General features: G+C 69.1%; 19 protein-coding genes. 15 read left to right on the top strand and 4 right to left on the bottom strand.

The features are described from left to right. Positions 1–11 precede the first annotated feature (11 nt). The 6 genes from VNS22_RS09375 to VNS22_RS09350 all read left to right on the top strand — a co-directional run bounded on the left by VNS22_RS09375 (position 12) and on the right by VNS22_RS09350 (position 6,117). Entirely contained in the window at positions 12–1,334 is a 1,323-nt protein-coding gene (locus tag VNS22_RS09375) for a pitrilysin family protein (RefSeq protein ID WP_325731754.1), read from the top strand. 49 nt (positions 1,335–1,383) lie between these two features. Continuing rightward, positions 1,384–2,637 (top strand): pitrilysin family protein, encoded by a 1,254-nt coding sequence (locus VNS22_RS09370; protein ID WP_325731753.1) that lies wholly within the window; start codon positions 1,384–1,386, stop codon positions 2,635–2,637. A gap of 35 nt (positions 2,638–2,672) precedes the next feature. Continuing rightward, positions 2,673–4,478 (top strand): DNA mismatch repair endonuclease MutL, encoded by a 1,806-nt coding sequence (mutL, locus tag VNS22_RS09365; protein WP_325731752.1) that lies wholly within the window; start codon positions 2,673–2,675, stop codon positions 4,476–4,478. A gap of 208 nt (positions 4,479–4,686) precedes the next feature. Beyond that, on the top strand, positions 4,687–5,028 hold the full coding sequence (fdxA, locus tag VNS22_RS09360) for a ferredoxin FdxA (RefSeq protein WP_325731751.1): 342 nt from the start codon (positions 4,687–4,689) through the stop codon (positions 5,026–5,028). Positions 5,029–5,267: 239 nt separating this feature from the next. Further along, positions 5,268–5,771: a CarD family transcriptional regulator gene (locus VNS22_RS09355; protein WP_159712393.1), complete on the top strand. Its 504-nt coding sequence runs from the start codon at positions 5,268–5,270 to the stop codon at positions 5,769–5,771. Between the two features lie 100 nt (positions 5,772–5,871). Further along, positions 5,872–6,117 (top strand): hypothetical protein, encoded by a 246-nt coding sequence (locus tag VNS22_RS09350; RefSeq protein WP_325731750.1) that lies wholly within the window; start codon positions 5,872–5,874, stop codon positions 6,115–6,117. 133 nt (positions 6,118–6,250) lie between these two features. Here the strand turns inward: VNS22_RS09350 and gshB are convergent, their stop codons facing one another. Next, positions 6,251–7,213: a glutathione synthase gene (gene gshB / locus VNS22_RS09345; RefSeq protein WP_325731749.1), complete on the bottom strand. Its 963-nt coding sequence runs from the start codon at positions 7,211–7,213 to the stop codon at positions 6,251–6,253. A gap of 80 nt (positions 7,214–7,293) precedes the next feature. Here gshB and VNS22_RS09340 point away from each other — a divergent pair, with 80 nt between their 5' ends. Further along, positions 7,294–7,653, top strand: coding sequence for a histidine triad nucleotide-binding protein (locus VNS22_RS09340; RefSeq protein WP_325731748.1), 360 nt, complete (start codon positions 7,294–7,296; stop codon positions 7,651–7,653). A gap of 4 nt (positions 7,654–7,657) precedes the next feature. On the opposite strand, the gene VNS22_RS09335 is transcribed toward VNS22_RS09340, so the two are convergent. Continuing rightward, on the bottom strand, positions 7,658–7,783 hold the full coding sequence (locus VNS22_RS09335) for a hypothetical protein (protein ID WP_325731747.1): 126 nt from the start codon (positions 7,781–7,783) through the stop codon (positions 7,658–7,660). A gap of 103 nt (positions 7,784–7,886) precedes the next feature. Further along, positions 7,887–9,632, bottom strand: a complete 1,746-nt coding sequence (gene mdoH / locus VNS22_RS09330) for a glucans biosynthesis glucosyltransferase MdoH (protein ID WP_325731746.1) — start codon at positions 9,630–9,632, stop codon at positions 7,887–7,889. Positions 9,633–10,224: 592 nt separating this feature from the next. On the opposite strand from mdoH, the gene VNS22_RS09325 reads away from it, so the two are divergent. The 7 genes from VNS22_RS09325 (at position 10,225) to VNS22_RS09295 (ending at position 16,429) form a co-directional block, all read left to right on the top strand. Beyond that, positions 10,225–11,514 (top strand): nucleotide sugar dehydrogenase, encoded by a 1,290-nt coding sequence (locus tag VNS22_RS09325; protein WP_325731745.1) that lies wholly within the window; start codon positions 10,225–10,227, stop codon positions 11,512–11,514. Continuing rightward, a complete protein-coding gene (locus VNS22_RS09320; RefSeq protein WP_325731744.1) occupies positions 11,489–12,058 on the top strand; it encodes a tetratricopeptide repeat protein in 570 nt (189 codons plus the stop codon). The genes VNS22_RS09325 and VNS22_RS09320 overlap by 26 nt, the downstream gene beginning before the upstream one ends. Positions 12,059–12,133: 75 nt before the next feature. Continuing rightward, positions 12,134–13,267: an ABC transporter permease gene (locus tag VNS22_RS09315; protein ID WP_325731743.1), complete on the top strand. Its 1,134-nt coding sequence runs from the start codon at positions 12,134–12,136 to the stop codon at positions 13,265–13,267. Positions 13,268–13,269: 2 nt separating this feature from the next. Then, positions 13,270–14,049 carry an ABC transporter ATP-binding protein gene (locus VNS22_RS09310; RefSeq protein WP_325731742.1) on the top strand — a complete coding sequence of 260 codons (780 nt, stop codon included), beginning with the start codon at positions 13,270–13,272 and terminating at the stop codon, positions 14,047–14,049. A gap of 10 nt (positions 14,050–14,059) precedes the next feature. After that, positions 14,060–15,034 carry an MlaD family protein gene (locus tag VNS22_RS09305; protein ID WP_325731741.1) on the top strand — a complete coding sequence of 325 codons (975 nt, stop codon included), beginning with the start codon at positions 14,060–14,062 and terminating at the stop codon, positions 15,032–15,034. Then, entirely contained in the window at positions 15,031–15,699 is a 669-nt protein-coding gene (locus tag VNS22_RS09300) for an ABC-type transport auxiliary lipoprotein family protein (RefSeq protein ID WP_325731740.1), read from the top strand. Before VNS22_RS09305 ends, VNS22_RS09300 begins: the two co-directional genes overlap by 4 nt. Positions 15,700–15,727: 28 nt before the next feature. Continuing rightward, the gene (locus VNS22_RS09295; protein WP_325731739.1) at positions 15,728–16,429 is read left to right on the top strand and encodes a hypothetical protein; all 702 of its coding nucleotides are present in this window, start codon (positions 15,728–15,730) and stop codon (positions 16,427–16,429) included. Here VNS22_RS09295 and VNS22_RS09290 read toward each other — a convergent pair. Beyond that, positions 16,426–17,412: a D-glycerate dehydrogenase gene (locus VNS22_RS09290; protein ID WP_325731738.1), complete on the bottom strand. Its 987-nt coding sequence runs from the start codon at positions 17,410–17,412 to the stop codon at positions 16,426–16,428. The two genes, VNS22_RS09295 and VNS22_RS09290, sit on opposite strands and share 4 nt — an antisense overlap. Before the next feature lie 167 nt (positions 17,413–17,579). On the opposite strand from VNS22_RS09290, the gene VNS22_RS09285 reads away from it, so the two are divergent. Further along, positions 17,580–18,077, top strand: coding sequence for an SH3 domain-containing protein (locus VNS22_RS09285; protein WP_325731737.1), 498 nt, complete (start codon positions 17,580–17,582; stop codon positions 18,075–18,077). Positions 18,078–18,090: the final 13 nt, after the last annotated feature.

Genomic DNA, 18,090 nt, shown 5'->3' with positions numbered 1-18,090 from the left:
AGGGCGCCGCCTTGTCCGATCCCGCCTCCGGTCCCCAGCTCGATCCTGCGGAAGTGGTGCCGCCCAGGCGCGGCCTGTTCCACCCCAGTACCTTCACGCTGGATAACGGCATGCAGGTCGTGGTGGTCGAGAACCACCGCGCTCCGGTGGTGGCGCACTGGGTCTGGTACAAGGTGGGCTGCGCCGACAGCCCGGCAGGCAAGTCCGGCCTGCCGCACTTCCTCGAGCACCTGATGTTCAAGGGGACGGACAAGATCCCGCCGGGGGCGTTCAGCAAGGAGGTCGCGCGCCAGGGCGGCAACGACAACGCCCAGACCAGCGTGGACTACACCGCCTATTTCCAGCTGATCGCCAAGGACCGCCTGCCGCTGATGATGGAGATGGAGGCCGATCGGATGGCCAATCTCCGGCTGGTCGACGAGATCGTCTATCCCGAGCGTGACGTGATCGTGGAGGAGCGCCGCCAGCGGATCGACAACGACCCGGGCGCGCAGCTGGCCGAGCAGATGGGGGCGCTCCAGTACCTCCATCATCCCTATCGCCTGCCGGTGATCGGCTGGATGCACGAGATCCAGAGCTATACCCGCGAGGATGCGCTGGCATTCTACGAACGCTGGTACGGGCCGGAGAACGCGATCCTGGTGATCGCCGGCGACATCACGGCGGACGAGCTGCGCCCGCTGGCCGAGGCCAGCTACGGCCGCCTTCCCAGGCGCGGGACGCCGGAGCGGGTCCGCCTGGCCGAGCCGCCGCAGCTCGCCGAGCGCCGGATCGAGCTGGCCGACGAGCGGGTCGGCCAGCCGCTGGTGATGCGCTCCTACCTGGTGCCGTCCTTCGCCAGTGCGGGCAGCGACCACGCCTATGCGCTGGAAGTGCTGATGGAGTGGCTGGGCTCCGGCGGTACGGCCGAACTCTATCGCGAGCTGGTGATCGAGCAGGGTATCGCCGCCAATGCCGGTGGCTTCTACCGGGGTGTCGCGCTCGATCCGACCACGCTGCGCGTCTATGCGGTGCCGCGGCCGGGGGGCAGCCTCGATGCGGTGGAGGCGGCCATGGACGCGGTGCTGGACCGGGTGGTGCGCGACGGCATGCCCGACGAGGCGCTGGCCAGGGTGCAAAAGCGCATGCTGGCCGAGGCCGTCTATGATCGGGACAGCCTGATGGGTGCGTCCCGCTATTTCGGCGCCTGCCTGTGCAGCGGACTGTCGGTCGAGGACGCCGAGGCCTGGCCCGAGCGCATCGCCGCGGTCGACGGTGCCGCGATCCGGGCAGCGGCTGCCGTCGCGTTCGACCGGCGCCATGCCGTCACCGGCCGGCTGCTCCAGGGCGCATGAGCCCGGTCCAGCCCCCGATCCAACCAACGCCATCAGGGAGTGCCGGAGCTTGGTCCCCGTTCAGGAAGTGACGACCGCGGGCGGCATCCGCGCTTTTCTGGTCACCGAGCGTGCCGTGCCGTTCCTATCGCTGGGCTTCCACTTCCGGGGCGGCGCCCGGCTGGATCCCCCGGACGGCGAGGGTCTGGCCGCGTTCGCCGGGGCGGTGATCGACGAGGGAGCGGGCCCCTATGACAGCCAGGCCTATCGCCGCGAGCTGGAGGACAATGTCATCCGGCTGGGCTTCGACGTCGACCGGACCGGCTTCAGCGGCCATCTGAAGACGCTCACCGCGACGCGCGACCACGCCTTCGAGCTGCTGCGCCTGGCGCTGGTCGAGGCGCGGCTGGACGAGGAACCGGTGGAGCGAGTGCGCGCGCAGCTCCAGGCCGATCTCGCCCGGCGGGCCAAGGAGCCGAACGCCCAGGCGCGCCGCCACTTCTTCAAGGGCATGTTCGGCAGCCACCCCTATGGCCGCTCGATCCGCGGCACGCCGGAGACGGTGGCGGGCTTCAGCGCGGACGACGTGCGCCGCTACGTATCCCAGAATCTGCGTCGGGACGATCTGGTGGTGGGCGTGTGCGGCGACATCGACGCCCAGACGCTGGCCCCGCTGCTCGACCATGTGTTCGGCGGCCTGCCCGCGGGCAGCGTGTGGACCCGGGAGCAGGACGTGCCCCTGGCCGGTCCCGGCCTCGCGATCGTCGAGATGGACAACCCGCAGACCGTCGCGATGTTCGGCCATGGCGGCATCGCCCGCCACGATCCAGAGTACCATGCGGCCTATATCGCCAACCACATCCTGGCGGGCGGCGGCTTCTCCTCACGCCTGATGGAGGAGGTCCGCGAGAAGCGCGGCCTGGCCTATGGCGTGAGCGCCTCGCTGGTGGAATTGGAGGGTGCGCCGCTCTGGCTGGGCCAGGTCGCCACCAGCAACGACCGGGTGGCGCAGAGCCTGGAGATCATCGCGGAGGAGGCCGGCAAGCTGGCGCGCGGCATGCTGGAATCGCCGGAGCTGGAGGATGCGCGCACCTATCTCACCGGCTCGTTCCCGCTGCGCCTGACCAGCAACGACCAGGTCGCCGGCATGCTGACCGGCATGCTGATGCTGGGCCTGGGCGCCGACTTCCTCGAGCGGCGCAACCAGCTGATCGAGGCGGTGACGCTGGCCGACGTGCAGGCCGCGGCCGCCCGGCTGCTCCACCCGGAAGCCATGCGGGTGGTCGCGGTCGGCCGGCCGCAGGGCCTGGTCGCCACGAGCTGAGCCGCCTCCAGGACCCGTCCGGAGGGAGCGCGCCCATGCCGGTCTGCCGTCTGCCCGACCAGCTGGTGAACCGGATCGCCGCCGGCGAGGTGATCGAGCGGCCGGCAGCGGTGGTCAAGGAACTGGTCGAGAACGCGCTGGACGCAAAGGCCGGCCGGATCGAGGTCGCGGTCGAGCAGGGCGGGCGTGCCCTGGTCCGCGTGGTCGATGACGGGCAGGGCATGGACGAGGCCGACCTCGCTTTGTGCGTCGAGCGCCATGCCACCAGCAAGCTCGCGCCGGATGCCGACCTCGTGCGCATCACCACGCTGGGCTTTCGCGGCGAGGCGCTGGCCTCGATCGGTGCGGTGGCGCGGGTGAGCATCACCACCCGTACCCGGGACGCGGCAGTGGGTGCCGTGCTCGAGGTCCAGGCCGGCCGGGTTGCGGCGGTCCGCCCGGCCGGCACCACGCCCGGCACCCGGATCGAGGTGCGCGACCTGTTCTTCGCCACCCCGGCGCGGCTGGCCTTCCTCCGTTCGGAGCGCGCCGAGACCCAGGCCATCCTGGACCAGCTCGACCGCCTGGCGCTGGCTAGGCCCGAGATCGCGTTCAGCCTCACCGTGGACGGGGTGGAGCGGCGGCGCTTCGAGCCGGCGCGGCAGGCCGAGGACCGTCTGGAGGCGCGGGTCGCCGCCGTGCTGGGCGAGGGCTTTCTGGCCGACGCGCGCCCGGTCGTGGTCGAGCGGGACGGGGTCGTCCTGGAAGGCTATCTGGGCCTGCCTACCCAGGCAGCCCAGGGGCGCCGGCCGTTCCTGGTGGCGGTGAACGGGCGTCCGGTGCGCGACCGGCTGATCGAGACGGCCCTTAGGGTCGGCTATGGCGACACCCTGGCCGGGCACCGCCTGCCAGGTGCCGCGCTGATGCTGCGCCTCGCCCACGAGCGGGTCGACGTCAACGTCCACCCGACCAAGACCGAATTGCGCTTTCGCGAGCCCGATCTGGTGCGCAGCTTGGTGATCGGTGCGGTGCGCCGCCATCTGGATGGGCAGGGAAGCCTGACCGCCCGCGCGCTCGGCGAGGCGGCCCTGGCCCGCTTTGCCGCCGGCCCGGCACCGGAACGAGCTACGGCCGGCGGCTGGACGGCCCCATCCGGCTGGGACAGGCGGGCCGCTGCGCCCGGGCTGAAGGAAACCGCCGCGGCGTTTGCCTATCAGGGCCGGCTCGACGTCGGCGCGCCGTCCGGTGCTTCGGCCGCCGCGACCCCGGCGCCACCGGCCGAAGCCCATCCGCTGGGTGCGGCGCGGGTCCAGCTGTTCGATGCCTATGTGCTGGCCGAGACCAGGCAGGGCTTCGTGCTGGTCGACCAGCATGCCGCGCACGAGCGGATCGTCTATGAGCGCCTGAAGGCGGAGCTGGCGCGTGGTGCGGTGGCACGCCAGGGTCAGCTCGTCCCGGTGGTGGTCGAGCTGGTGCCGCACCAGGTCGACCTGCTGGTCGCGGCCGAGGCGGAGCTGGCGCGGCTGGGCCTGGTCTTGGAGCGCTTCGGCACCGGTGCCGTGCTGGTGCGCGAGAGCCCGGCCATGCTGGGTGCGGCCGACCTGGCCGGGCTGGTGCAGGATCTCGCCGCCGACCTGGATGGGCATGGCGGTGCCGAGGCTCTGCTGCGCTCTTTGGAGCGGGTGGCGGCGACCATGGCCTGCCATGGCAGCGTGCGCGCCGGCCGACGCCTGCATCTGGCCGAGATGGACGCGCTCTTGCGCCAGATCGAGACGACCCCGAACGGCGGCACCTGCAACCATGGCAGGCCCACCTGGATCGCGATCGACCGCGCCGCGCTGGACCGGCTGTTCGGGCGCTGAGCGGCGGGTGCCATCGAGGGGCAGCCGCTGCCCGCAGCGCGCCGGCACGGAGGGCAAGGTGCGCGCGAATGCCGCATAACCTCGACGCGGTGCAGAAAAAACGCTATATATCTTCCGCCGCAGGATCCGACGCGCGCGGCGTCGTATGCGGGCTCGAGGCCGGTGGCAGCCATGTCTCCGGCCTTTTACGTGGGAACTCGGAGTATTCATGGCCTACGTGGTCACGGAAGCCTGCATCAGGTGCAAGTTCACGGATTGTGTCGAGGTCTGCCCGGTAGATTGTTTCTACGAGGGCGAGAACATGCTGGTCATCAATCCTGACGAATGCATCGACTGTGGCGTGTGCGAGCCGGAATGCCCGGCTGAGGCGATCGTCCCGGACACCGAGTCGGAGGGCGAGAAGTGGGCGGAGCTCAATCGTGAGTTCTCCGGCCAATGGCCTAATCTTACCCGAAAGCGGCCCCAGCCAGACGACGCCGACAGCTACAAGAACATGCCCGGCAAGTACGAGCAGTTCTTCAGTGCCAAGCCCGGCGAAGGCAATGGATAGGCCAGGGTACATTCCACATACGTGATGACGACGCATTGGCGTGCCCGGTGGCGTCGTGGCCCAAAATGTGGTATGTATATCTTGTTGAAGACAATTTGTCTGCTTCTCCTACTGGTCGGCCCGACTTTCCTGCCTGCGTGGGTCATTGAGGCGCCGACGTCGTAGCGTTCACATCGGAGTGAAGCGTCGGGATGGCTGCGAACGGCCAGTCCCTGACGAGACGCGAGGGAAAGTGCCGGATGGCCAAAAAAGAACTGGCTTTCGAGCCTGGTGATCACATCGTCTACCCCTCCCACGGCGTGGGTCGGGTACGCAGCGTAGAGACCGAGATCATCGCCGGCTTCGAGCTGGAGATGTATGTGGTCGGCTTCGAGAACGAGCGCCTGACGCTGCGGGTGCCGGTCAACAAGGCGGCGAAGGCCGGGATGCGCAAGCTCAGCTCGCGCGAGAAGATCAGCTCGGCGCTGGAAGCCCTGAAGATCAAGACCAAGCCGCGCCGTTCCGTGATGTGGAGCCGCCGCGCCCAGGAGTACGAAGCGAAGATCAACTCCGGCGATCCGGTCGCGATCGCCGAGGTGGTCCGCGAACTGCATCGCGCCGAGGATGCCGAGCAGTCCTATTCCGAGCGGCAGATGTACCGCGCTGCCCTCGAGCGCCTGGCCCGCGAGGTCGCCGCGATCGACAAGGTTGACGAGGCCGAGGCCACGCGCCGGCTGGAGAAGGTGCTCTCGGCCGCAGCCTGAGCCCGTTCTTCCGCTTCGAAACGACGGGGGCCTCATGGCCCCCGTTTCGTTTTGGCCCCGTTTGATCTGGGCAGCCGCAAGCCAGCCCGGAGTCCATCCGATGACGATCTGCTATGCGCGGAAGCCCGACCTGGACGCCCAGGCGTTCCGCGACCTCCTGGCCGCCACCACGCTCGGCACCCGGCGGCCGGTCGATGACCTGCCCCGGCTGGAGCGGATGCTGCGCCAGGCCGACATCGTTCTGACCGCCAGGGCGGGCATGCAGCTGGTAGGTATCGCCCGGGCGATCACCGACTTCCGCCGGCACATGCACCACGCTCGTGCTGGTCGCCGCCCCTGGTGCTGAAACCTTCTATGCCGGGATCAGCATGGCCCCGCTGCCGAGCAGTTGGGCCATCTGGCGCTCCAGCTAGCGCTGCTGCCGCCTGGGCCGGCCTTTTTGCACGAACGAACCCGAGCAACCCGCGTTCGCTCTGCCGTCACACCACCGAGCCGCGGTTCTCGGCGACCCGCTCCTGGATCACGTCCCAGATCTGCCCCTCGATCGACACGTTGTCGAACCGGTCGATCTCCTGGATGCCGGTGGGCGAGGTGACGTTGATCTCGGTCAGGTAGTCACCGATCACGTCGATGCCGACGAAGATCAGGCCGCGCTGCTTGAGCGCCGGGCCGATCGCCTCGCAGATCTCCTGCTCGCGATGGGTGAGCGTGCTCTTCTCCGCCCGGCCGCCGACATGCATGTTGGCCCGCGATTCGCCCTCGGCCGGCACCCGGTTCACCGCGCCCGCGACCTTGCCGTTCACCAGGATGATGCGCTTGTCGCCCTGGCGCACCGCAGGCAGGTAGCGCTGCACCATCAAGGGCTCGTTCAGGAAGCGGGCGAACAGCTCGTGCAAGCTGCCGAGATTGGTGTCGTCGGGCCTGAGGTGGAACACGCCCGCCCCGCCATTGCCGTAGAGCGGCTTGACGATGATGTCGCCATGCTCCCTGCGGAACGCCCGGATCTCGTCGAGGTCGTAGGTGATCAGGCTGGGCGGCATCAGTTCGGCGAACTGGGTGACGAACAGCTTCTCCGGCGCGTTGCGCACATGGTGCGGGTCGTTGACCACCAGCGTGGTGGGATGCACCCGGTCGAGCAGATGGGTGGTCGAGATGTAGTTCAGGTCGAACGGCGGGTCCTGGCGCAGCAGGACCACGTCCACCCCGGCAAGGTCGAGGATCTCCGGCTGGCCGAACTGCACATGGTCGCCCTCGACGCGCTGCACCTTGATCGGCCGCGCCTTGGCCAGCACCCGGCCGTCCCGCCAGGACAGGTTCTTCGGCAGGTAGTGGTAGAGGCCGAAACCGCGCCGTTGCGCCTCCAGCGCCAGGGCGAACGTGCTGTCGGCGTTGATCGCCACGGTCTCCAGGGGGTCCATCTGGATGGCCACCGCTAGCGACATCTACTCACTCCTTGGCTTGACACAGGCGGTGCGGACGCGCTCCGCAACAGGACAGGAACTCAACCGCAGCGAAGGTAGTGATGGCCTACGACCCGAACAACATCTTCGCGCGCATCCTGCGCGGCGAAATCCCGAACCGGACGGTCTACGAGGACGACTTCGTGCTGGCCTTCCACGACATCAACCCCCAGGCGCCCACCCATGTGCTGGTGATCCCGAAGGGCGCCTATACCGATCTCGCCGACTTCAGCGCCCGGGCCAGTGCCGAGGAGGTGACCGGCTTCTTCCGCGCGGTGGCGAAGATCGCCGACCAGCTGGGCATCGTGGCGCCGGGCTTCCGGGCCTTGTGCAACACCGGCACGGACGCCCACCAGGAAGTGCCCCACTTTCACCTGCATCTGTTCGCCGGCAAGCCGCTCGGGCCGATGCTGGCGCGGTGAAGGATCAGCCGGCGTCCAGCTCGGTGGGCTGGTCCGGCTCGGTCGGCAGGTTGAGCGTGCAGGCGGTCAACAGACCACCGGCCAGCGCCAGGACCGCCAGGGTGCGCAGCAGCACGCTCATCGTCGCCATGATCCTTTATCGCCTCGACCCGGCCAGCATCCTTTGCCGCCACCGCAGCGGCAACGAAAAAGGCGGCCGGAAGGCCGCCTTTTCCACCATTCCCGGAGCCGGTTCAGGCCACGGCAGGGAAGGGGGCCCGCACCGGGCTCCTGGCTGCACCCGCCGACCACCAGGTCGCCACCGGCCCCAGCCAGAGCCCGGCCAGGACCGGTGCCAGCCAGGGCAGCGCGGTCGGCGAGAACCACCAGGCCAAGCCCAGCAGCACCACGCCGACCCCCACCGGCAGCATGTGGGTGCTCCACACCTCGCCCCAGCTCAGGCGCCGGGCGCCGCGCGCCTGAGCACCCCAGGCATCCACCTGCCCACGCAGGGTCTGGAGCAGGAAGCGGGTGTGGAAGACCATGAACAAGGGCGAGGTCAGGGTGGAGAAGATCTGCTCGCCGATCACGTCGCGCCAGAAGCGCCAGCTCGACCGCTCCTTGCCCTCGGCCAGCGCATGGGTGATGCCCAGCAGCTTCTGGGCGAACAGCAGCACCAGCGTGATCATCAGGATCGACGGCAGCACGGCACCGGCTTCGCCGCCGCCGGGGCTCACGATCAGGCTGGTAACCACCAGCGCCATCCAGACCGCCGAGACCATGTAGGCCCAGGCCCCCATGAAGAAATGGAGGCGGCTCAGGGGATGGAGGCCGTGCATCCGCAGGAGGCGCAGATGCTGCAGGTTGCCCTGCATCCAGCGCCGGTCGCGCTTGATCTCGTCGATCAGGGTGGGCGGGCTGTCCTCGACCGCACCGTCCAGCTCGTAGGCCAGCCAGACCCGCCAGCCGCTGCGCCGGACCAGGGCGGCCTCGACGAAGTCGTGGCTCATGATGGGGCCGCCCAGCGGCGCCTTGCCCGGCAGTTCCGGCAGACCGCAATTCTCGGTGAAGGCGCGCACCCGGATGATGGCGTGGTGGCCGTAGTAGTTGGCCTCGCTGCCGGCAAAGATCGACAGGCCGGCCGACGCGATCGGGCCGTAGATGCGGGTCGCCAGCGCCCGGTAGCGGGTGAAGCGGGTCTCGCCCTCGGTGAGACCCGGCGAAACCTGGATGATGCCGGCATCCGGGTTCGCGTCCATCAGCCGGGCGAGCGAGGCCAGCGTACGGCCGCTCATCAGGCTGTCGGCGTCCAGGATCAGCATGTAGTCGTAGCGGCCGCCATGGCTGCGGCAGAACTCGGCGATGTTGCCGGCCTTCTTGCCGTAATTGTCGGTCCGCACCCGCCACATGATCCGGAACTGCGGCCATGAGCGCACCAGGCGCTGCCACACACGCCGCTCCTTCTCGATCACTTCCTCGACATTGCTGTCCGAGAGGATGTGGAAGGCGAAGTGCCCGTCCATCTTGAGCGCGGCCAGATCGCGGATCAGGCTCTCCAGCTTGGCCAGGCTCTCGGTCGGATCCTCGTTGCGGAGCGGCATGAGCACGGCAGTGCGGCCGCGCGGCGGCAGGAGCGAGGCGGTGCTGGTCGGCCGGTTCATGCCTGCGGGCGGCACGCTGCGCTTGAGGGCCAGGAAGCCCGCCACGGTGAGGGCGAAGCCGAAGGCCAGCCAGCCGAAGCACAGGGTGAACAGGGTGAGCAGGACGATCTCGCCGGCCGACAGCCCATCCGCGGCCAGCCCGCCGCCCAGCCACCAGGTCGCCGTGCCGGTGAGCGTCAGCCAGATGCCGATCACGAGCAGCCGCCAGCCGGTGGAGTGCGGGTGCGAAGGCAACGCCACGGGCCGGGGCAACGGCTCGGTAAAGCCCTTGACCGGCATGTCCGCCGGAGCCGGATCCAGGGCGAGGGCCAAATTATCTCGATCGACAACACGGTCCATGATCTGGTCCAGCCTCGCTACATGCGCTGATGCGTTCGGTATATCGACGTGCTGCGGAAGATCTGCGAGGGTCATGGCCCCCTTCTTGCCCGGCCTCACGCCACCGTGAGAAATTGTCCAGTGATGGCCGGCCGATACCGTATGCTAACGGACGATGATGCGTTTCGTTCCGTGGCGTATCCTGTAGAAGCGCTCATCATTGTCCTGTCGTGCCCACCTCATCTCGCCGGCCCGGCGCAGGGGTGGAGCGATGGTCGCTGACGCGCCTCTGGCATCGCCACATCCCGACTCCGCCCGACGGCCGCCACCGAAGCCACCTCCCCACAAAAATCTTCGTTCTTCAGCAGCTTAACGGGGTTGCGGGCATTGAGGATGTAGCCCCTCTCCGAGCGGTCCGCAACAGCACACACGCGAGACGGCGGCCCTGGAACCGCCTGGATTTGCATGGTCTGGATGCGAAATCCGCAAGGATGGCGTAGGTCGGGATGCCGGGCCCGCCAGGATGGCCTGGCGCTGCCAGCCGGGCTATGCACGTGCCGAATTCGGGCTCGGCTTCCGGCTGTTCCGGCGGCCTGCCCTCTGGATGGGCTGCATGGACCACGGACGCAGGATATCGGTCATCGGACTGGGGTATGTCGGCCTGCCGGTCGCCGTGGCCTTCGGCCAGAGCGGTGCCGGGGAGGTGGTCGCGTTCGACATCGACGAGCGGCGGATCGCGGAGCTCGGTCGCGGCCATGACCGGACCGGCGAAGTCGAGGCGGCACGGCTGCAGGCGGCACGGCTGCGCCTGACCAGTGACCCCACCGACCTGCAGCGGGCCGACTTCCACATCGTCACGGTGCCGACCCCGATCACGCCTGCCAAGCAGCCGGACCTGCGCCCGCTCATGGCGGCCTCACGCATGGTCGGCCGCCAGCTCGCCAAGGGCGGCATCGTCGTCTACGAATCCACCGTCTATCCGGGCGTCACCGAGGAGATCTGCGCGCCGATCCTGGAGCAGGAATCGGGGCTGACCTACCGGCGCGACTTCACGCTGGGCTACAGCCCGGAGCGGATCAACCCGGGCGACAAGGAGCACCGGCTGGAAACGATCGTGAAGGTCGTGGCCGGCAGCGACCTGGCGACCCGGCAGGTGGTGGCGGCGGTCTATGGCTCGGTGGTGACGGCCGGCATCCACGAGGCGCCTTCGATCGCGGCCGCGGAGGCCGCCAAGGTCATCGAGAACACCCAGCGCGACCTCAACATCGCGCTGATGAACGAGCTGGCGATCATCTTCGGCCGGCTCGGCATCGACACCAGCGACGTGCTGGCGGCCGCCTACACCAAGTGGAACTTCCTGCGCTTCCAGCCGGGCCTGGTGGGCGGCCACTGCATCGGCGTCGATCCCTACTACCTGACCAGCCGGGCCGAGGAAGCCGGCTACGTGCCCCATGTCATTCTGGCCGGGCGCCGGATCAATGACGGGATGGGCCGCCACATCGCCGACGAGGCGATCAAGCGCCTGGTCCGTCACCGCCGCGCCAACGACGCCGTGGTCACCGTGCTGGGCTTCACCTTCAAGGAAGACGTGCCCGACGTCCGCAACACGCGGGTGGTCGACATCGTGGCGCGGCTCGAGGAGTTCGGCATCCGGGTCCAGGTGCATGATCCGGTAGCGGACGCCGAGGCCGCCCTGCACGAGTACGGCATCACCCTGCGTAGCGCCGATGCCCTGGAACCGGCCGATGCGGTAATCATCGCAGTGAAGCACCGGGCGTTCCTGGCGGGCGGCTGGGACTTCGTCCGCGGCCTGCTGAAGGCGGACCTGGGTCCGGTCCTGGACGTGAAGGGGCTGCTCGATCGCGGTTCCACCCCCGATGGCATCGATCTCTGGCGGCTCTAGCCGCCGCGTCCTCCTGGGCCTGCTGCCCGCTTGCCTTGCCACTGGGCGGGCGCTGGCCGACCAGCGCGACCCGGCCCTCCCCGACCTGTTCGACCGACTGCGAGAGGCCGATGCGGTCGAGGCGCCTCTGATCGAGGCACGCATCCGGGCGATCTGGTACCGCCATCCCGACCGGATCGCGACGAGCCTGCTGGACGAGGGGGTGGTGCTCCTGAGCGACCGGCAGTGGTCGGCGGCCTACCAGAGGTTCGATGAGCTGGTGCAGCGCGCCCCGGACTTCGCCGAGGCCTGGAACCAGCGCGCCACCGCTGCCTTCCTGCTGGACGAGTTGGACACGGCAGTGCACGACATCCAGCGCACCCTGGCCCTGGAGCCCCACCACTTCGAGGCGCTGGCGAGGCTCGGGGAGACCTACCTGAAGCTCGGGCAGCCGGAGGCGGCCCTGCGCGCCTTCGAAGCGGCGCTCACCATCTATCCGACCATGGCAGCCGTGCGACGGCGGATCGATGAACTGCGCTCACGGCTGTTCGGGCGGGACATCTGATCTTCCCGTGCCGCGATCTGCCCGTCTACGGTCGCTCTGGACCAATGAGACTTGAGGCGGGGAGCATCTAGGCGCGTGAGTGCCACTCTGAAAGCGGAGCGGCAGGGCGACCAGGCCGTGGTGACGGGCGCAGGCACCTGGCTGGTCGACCAGGTGGGCTGGCTGGCGGTGCGCTTGCGGCGCCTGCCGGTGCGGCTGGCCGGCGTCCGCCGGGTGAGCCTGGATCTCGGCGGCATCGAGCGGCTCGACACCAGCGGCGCCTGGCTGATCGCCCGGACGGAGCGGCGCCTGCAGGCCGCTGGGGTGGAAGTCACCACCGCGCCGCCCCAGGGTCCGGGCGACGCCGACCTACTGCAGCATGTGCGCAGCCTGCCGATGGCCCATCCCCGGCTGGCGCAGCCACCCGGTGCGGTCGTGGCCCTGCTCGGGAGGGTCGGCCGGGCTATGGAGGAGGCGGGGCGGCTGGCCGTGGCCCTTCTGGGCTTCTTTGGCGCCATCTTCCTGCGCACCGTGGCGGCCTTGGCCCGGCCCCGGCAGATCCGCTGGACCGCACTGGCCCACCATGTCGAGCAGACCGGCCTGGGCGCCGTCGGGATCACCGCTCTCCTGTCGTTCCTGATCGGGCTGGTGATGGCCTGGCAGGGGGCCACCCAGCTGGTGCGGTTCGGTGCCGACATCTTCACCGTCGACCTGCTGGCGATCGCGGTGCTGCGCGAGCTGGGCGTGCTGCTGACCGCGATCATCGTCGCCGGGCGGACCGCCAGCGCGTTCACCGCCCAGATCGGTGCCATGGTGCTGAACGAGGAGATCGACGCGATGCGGGTGATCGGGATCGACCCGATCGACACGCTCGTCCTGCCCCGCTTCTTCGCCCTCCTGCTGGCCATGCCGATCCTGACCTTCATCGCTGATGCCTCGGCACTGCTGGGCGGCGCGATGGTGGTGCTGTTCGAGCTGAACATCCCCTGGGTCCAGATGGTCGGCCGGTTCGGCGAGGTGGCGACGCTCACCCATCTCCTGGTGGGCCTGGTCAAGGCGCCGGTGTTCGCCTTCGCCATCGCGCTGATCGGCTGCTGGAATGGGCTGCGGGTGGAGCGCAACGCCGAGAGCGTCGGCCGGATGACCACCCAGTCGGTGGTGGCCTCGATCTTCCTGGTGATCGTGGTGGACGCGGTGTTCTCCATCCTGTTCGTCCGGCTCGGGATCTGAGCATGGCCGATCCGGACCCGATCATCGAGGTGCGCGGCCTGGTCACCCGGTTCGGCGAGCGCACCATCCATGACGGGCTGGACCTGACGGTCCGGCGCGGCGAGGTGCTGGGCCTGGTGGGCGGCTCCGGTTCAGGCAAGTCGGTCCTGATGCGTACCATCCTGGGCCTGCTCCGGCCGAGCGCCGGCACGATCCGCCTGCTGGGCGCCGATCTCGCTGCCCTGTCGCGCGAGAAGCTGGTGGCGCTGCGCGGCCGCACCGGCGTGCTGTTCCAGGATGCCGCCCTGTTCAGCACGCTGACCGTGGCCGAGAACGCCCAGGTGCCGATGCGCGAGCGCTTCAACTGGCCCAGGTCGCTCCTGGCCGAGATGGCCTGCCTGAAGATCGCGCTGGTGGGCCTGCCGGAGGATGCCCGCGACAAGTATCCGTCCGAGCTTTCGGGCGGCATGCGCAAGCGGGCGGGTCTGGCCCGCTCCATCGCGATCGATCCCGAGGTGCTGTTCCTGGACGAGCCGACCGCCGGGCTGGACCCGATCGCGGCCGCGGCGTTCGACGAGCTGATCCTGCAGCTGTCCCGGACGCTCGGCCTCACCGTGGTGATGATCACCCACGACCTGGATTCGCTGATGCGAATCACCGACCGGGTGGCGGCCCTGATCAACGGCAAGGCCGTGGTCGCACCGATTGATGAACTGCGCAGGCTCGACGACCCCTGGTTGCGCCAGTACTTTGGCGGACCGAGGGGGCGAGCGGCGCTCGAAGCCGGGCATTTAGCGGGCTGAGCGGAGGCCGATGGAGACGCGCGCGCATCATGTGGTGGTAGGGGTCTTCGTCCTCCTGGGGCTGGTGGCGATCGCCGTGTTTGGCGCCTGGCTGGCGCGCTCCTCGCTCGACCGCAAGACCGACCGCTATGAGATCATCTTCTCGGGCGCCGTGACCGGCCTGCAGGCCGGCAGCGGCGTGCGCTATCGCGGCATCCCGGTCGGCCGGGTGGTCGATCTGCGCATCGATCCGGAAGACGTCAGCCGGATCCTCACCCTGGTCGACCTGGATGCGGGCACGCCGGTCAAGACGGATACCGTCGCCTCGGTCGAGGCCCAGGGGATCACCGGCCTGTCCCTGATCCAACTGGAAGGCGGAACCCAGGACGCGCCCAACCTGATGGATGCGAGCGAGCAGCGCCCGCCCCAGATCCCGTCACGGCCTGGCGCCTTCCAGCAGCTCGTCCAGACCACGCCGGAACTGCTCGCCCGCGGCGTCACCCTGGTGGATCGCGCCATCGCTCTCCTCGACGACCAGAATGTCGATGCCATCGGCCGCACCGTCGCCAATCTCGAGAAGATTACCAGCACGCTGGCCGCCCGCAGCGAGGGCATCGACAAGACATTGGTCGATGTGCAGGCGATGGCCGCCGATCTGCGCGTGGCGAGCGCCTCGATCGTGGATCTGTCCGGCGGCGCCAAGGACGTGCTGAAGACCGCGGATGGCGCTTTCGCCACGCTCGGCAACCAAGGCAAGACCACACTCGAGGCGCTGGCCAATGCCAGCGTCGCCCTGGAGCGGGTCAGCCGCCGCCTCGACACCTTCCTCGACGACACCACCGTGCCCATCGCCGATTTCTCCCGGACCGGCCTCTACGAGCTGACCCAGCTGGTCGGCGAGTTCCGGGACCTGACGGCGACCCTGTCACGGGTGGTGAACCGCTTCGACCGCGATCCGGCCGGCTATGTATTCGGCGGGACCAGGCGGGGGATACCTACGGAATGAGCAAGCATCTGCCGCGCCGCGGCCTCCTCGGCAGCATCGGGGGCGCCATCGGGGCCGCAGGTGTCGCGGGCTGCGCTGGCCTGGACATTCTGAACGCGCCGCCGCCGCGGATCTTCGAGCTGACCCCCAAGAGCTCGTTCCCGCCCGACCTGCCGGACACCGGCGCCTCGCTGGTGGTCGACATGCCGACTGCATCCAGCGGCCTGAACACCTCGCGGATCGCGGTCCGCCCGATGCCGACCGCCATCGACTACTATGCGGACGTGGTCTGGGTGGACGTGGTGCCGGTGATGGTCCACACGCTCATGATCGAGACCCTGGAGAACAGCGGCCGGGTCGACGTGTTCAGCCGCACCGACCTGGCGTCGCGTGCCGACTTCTCCCTGATCTGCCATATCCGCGAGTTCCAGGCGGAGATGCAGCAGCAGGCCCAGACACCGCTCGCCCATATCCGCCTGCAGTTCCGCCTCCTGCGCATGCCGCAGCGCATCTCGATCGGCGCCAGCTATGCCGACTTCCGGGTGCCGTCGGCCAGCAGCGCCATCGAGGATGTCGTGGCGGCCCATGACGACGCGCTGGGCGCCTGCCTGAAGCAGATGGCCGTCTGGGTCGTCGAGACCATCCTGGCCAACCCGCCGGCCGACGGGCCGGCGGCCAGAGCCTGAACCACTCCACCGATTGGAGCGAGAGCGCTTGCGTCCCATCCTCCTGCACCTCCACGTGCCGCGTGCTTCCGGCTCCAGCCTGTATGCCTGGTTCCGCCGGGGACTGGGGCCCGGCGGCGTCGTCCAGGCCAACGCTGCGGCAGCCGTCCAGCGCGCGGTGGCCGCCCGCAAGGGCGAGAACGAGCCGGCGGTGGTGAGCGGCCACTTCCTCCATGGCGTGCATGCCGGGTTCGCTGGTCAGCCGTGCCGCTACGTAGTCCTGCTGCGCGAGCCGGTGCGACGGGTCCTGTCCTTGTTCCGCTATATCCGCAGCCTGCCGCATCACGACCTCCATCCGGTCCTGAACCAGCCGGGCATGACCATCGCGCGGTTCTATGCGGAACGCCTGCCCGGCACCGGGCCGCGCAACGCCACCGTGGCACAGCTGGCCGGCATTCTCGGCACCGGCGTCACCCCGGCCGAGCCGCATCTGGAACAGGCGCTGGCCAATCTGCTGGGCGGGGAGACGATCTTCGGGCTGGCGGAAGATGCTCGGCCGCTCCTGGCAGAGGCCGCCAGCTTCCTGGGCATCGATCATCCCCCGGAGTTCCCGGCCGTGAACCGGCTGGACGCCAAGGAGGCCTGGGGCGGCAGTGAGGCGGACCTGGCGGCGATCACGGCCGCGAACCAGCTCGACATCGCCCTCTATGCGCAGGCGAGGGCGGCCCTGTCCGGTGAGCCGGGGCGCTAGACCATCGGGGGCAGCACCCGGTCCGGCGGCCGGTGCCCGTCGACGAAGGCCTTGATGTTGATGATCACCTTCTCGCCCATGTCGACCCGTCCCTCGATGGTGGCCGAGCCCATGTGCGGCAACAGCACGACGTTCTTGAGCTCGCGCAGCCGCGGATTGATGGCGGGCTCGTGCTCGAACACGTCCAGGCCGGCCCCGGCGATCTCGCCGGCGCGCAGCATCCGGGTGAGCGCCGCCTCGTCGATCACCTCGCCGCGGCTGGTGTTCACGATGATGGCATGCCGCTGCAGGAGCTTGAGGCGCCGGGCGGACAGCAGGTGGTAGGTCGCGGGCGTGTGCGGGCAGTTGATCGAGATCACGTCCATCCGGGCCAGCATCTGGTCGAGGCTGTCCCAGTAGGTCGCCTCCAGCTCCTGTTCCAAAGAAGGATGGACATGGTGGCGGTTGTGGTAATGCACGGCCAGGCCGAAGCCACGGGCACGGCGCGCCAGGGCCGTGCCGATCCGGCCCATGCCGACGATGCCGATCCGCTTGCCCCAGATCCGGTGGCCCAGCATCGCGGTGGGTGTCCAGCCGGTCCATTCGCCAGACCGCGCCAGGCCCTCGCCCTCCACCAGTCGGCGCGATACCGCCAGGATCAGCGCCATGCACATGTCGGCCGTGTCCTCGGTGAGCACGCCCGGCGTGTTGGTGACGGTGATGCCGCGGGCATGGGCGGCCTCCACGTCGATATGATCGACGCCGTTGCCGTAGTTGGCGATCAGCGTGAGCTGGCTGCCGGCCTGCGCGATGACGCTGGCATCCACCCGGTCGGTGACGGTCGGAACCAGTACCTGGGCGGTCTGGACCGCGTCGACCAGCTCTGCTCGGCTCATCGGCTGGTCGTCCATGTTCAGCCGGGCGTCGAACAGCTCCTTCATGCGCGTCTCGATCACGTCCGGCAGCTTGCGCGTGACGATCACGAGCGGGCGGTTTCGGCTCATCAAGCATCCCCTTGTGCCGCAGCGGCGGCCGACAGCCGCGCCCGGACATTGGCAGAATCCGCAGGCTCCCTCAAACGCGACAGGCGGATGCACTCGGTTTCGCTGTTGCCCCCCCTGCCGTTCGCTGGCTATCGACCATTCCGTCCATGGAGTGGCGGATGAAGTCCTTGCGTCGTTTTCTTGTGGCGGTGGTGGCATTGGTTGCGGCCGCAGCGCCGGCTCATGCCCAGGAGGGTGGGCCGCGCAGCACCGGTCAGCCGCTGCCGCGCTTCGTGAGCCTGAGTGCCGACGTGGTCAACATGCGCACCGGCCCAGGCGAGCAGCACCCGGTGCTCTGGGTCTATCGGCGCAACGGCCTGCCGGTGAAGGTGGTCGGCGAGTTCTACCAGTGGCGCAAGGTGCTGGACCATGAGGGCGACGTCGGCTGGATCAAGTCGAACCTCCTGTCCAACCGCCGCAAGCTGCTGGTGGTCGGTCAGAGCCTGGTCGACATCAAGCGCAATGCCGCAATCGAGGCGCGGGTGGTGGCGCAGGCCGAGCCGGGCGTCATCGGCGATCTGGAAACCTGCGACACCGCTTGGTGCCTGATCGACCTCGGGACGGCCGAGGGCTGGATCCCGCGCGACCATGTCTGGGGCCTGCTGGAAGGCGAGAAGCTCGACTGAGCTGGTGCTCACG

Source organism: Geminicoccus sp. (assembly GCF_035556675.1).
Classification (GTDB): domain Bacteria; phylum Pseudomonadota; class Alphaproteobacteria; order Geminicoccales; family Geminicoccaceae; genus Geminicoccus.
This window is presented reverse-complemented; position numbering and strand designations above follow the sequence as displayed.

What these genes read in the sequence shown, in the direction of transcription:
- mutL (WP_325731752.1), top strand. Translation starts at nt 2,673, where the DNA reads ATGCCGGTCTGCCGTCTGCCCGACCAGCTGGTGAACCGGATCGCCGCC.
- fdxA (WP_325731751.1), top strand. Translation starts at nt 4,687, where the DNA reads ATGGCCTACGTGGTCACGGAAGCCTGCATCAGGTGCAAGTTCACGGAT.
- VNS22_RS09355 (WP_159712393.1), top strand. Translation starts at nt 5,268, where the DNA reads ATGGCCAAAAAAGAACTGGCTTTCGAGCCTGGTGATCACATCGTCTAC.
- VNS22_RS09350 (WP_325731750.1), top strand. Translation starts at nt 5,872, where the DNA reads ATGACGATCTGCTATGCGCGGAAGCCCGACCTGGACGCCCAGGCGTTC.
- gshB (WP_325731749.1), bottom strand. Translation starts at nt 7,213, where the DNA reads ATGTCGCTAGCGGTGGCCATCCAGATGGACCCCCTGGAGACCGTGGCG.
- VNS22_RS09340 (WP_325731748.1), top strand. Translation starts at nt 7,294, where the DNA reads ATGGCCTACGACCCGAACAACATCTTCGCGCGCATCCTGCGCGGCGAA.
- VNS22_RS09335 (WP_325731747.1), bottom strand. Translation starts at nt 7,783, where the DNA reads ATGGCGACGATGAGCGTGCTGCTGCGCACCCTGGCGGTCCTGGCGCTG.
- mdoH (WP_325731746.1), bottom strand. Translation starts at nt 9,632, where the DNA reads ATGGACCGTGTTGTCGATCGAGATAATTTGGCCCTCGCCCTGGATCCG.
- VNS22_RS09325 (WP_325731745.1), top strand. Translation starts at nt 10,225, where the DNA reads ATGGACCACGGACGCAGGATATCGGTCATCGGACTGGGGTATGTCGGC.
- VNS22_RS09320 (WP_325731744.1), top strand. Translation starts at nt 11,489, where the DNA reads ATGGCATCGATCTCTGGCGGCTCTAGCCGCCGCGTCCTCCTGGGCCTG.
- VNS22_RS09310 (WP_325731742.1), top strand. Translation starts at nt 13,270, where the DNA reads ATGGCCGATCCGGACCCGATCATCGAGGTGCGCGGCCTGGTCACCCGG.
- VNS22_RS09305 (WP_325731741.1), top strand. Translation starts at nt 14,060, where the DNA reads ATGGAGACGCGCGCGCATCATGTGGTGGTAGGGGTCTTCGTCCTCCTG.
- VNS22_RS09300 (WP_325731740.1), top strand. Translation starts at nt 15,031, where the DNA reads ATGAGCAAGCATCTGCCGCGCCGCGGCCTCCTCGGCAGCATCGGGGGC.
- VNS22_RS09290 (WP_325731738.1), bottom strand. Translation starts at nt 17,412, where the DNA reads ATGAGCCGAAACCGCCCGCTCGTGATCGTCACGCGCAAGCTGCCGGAC.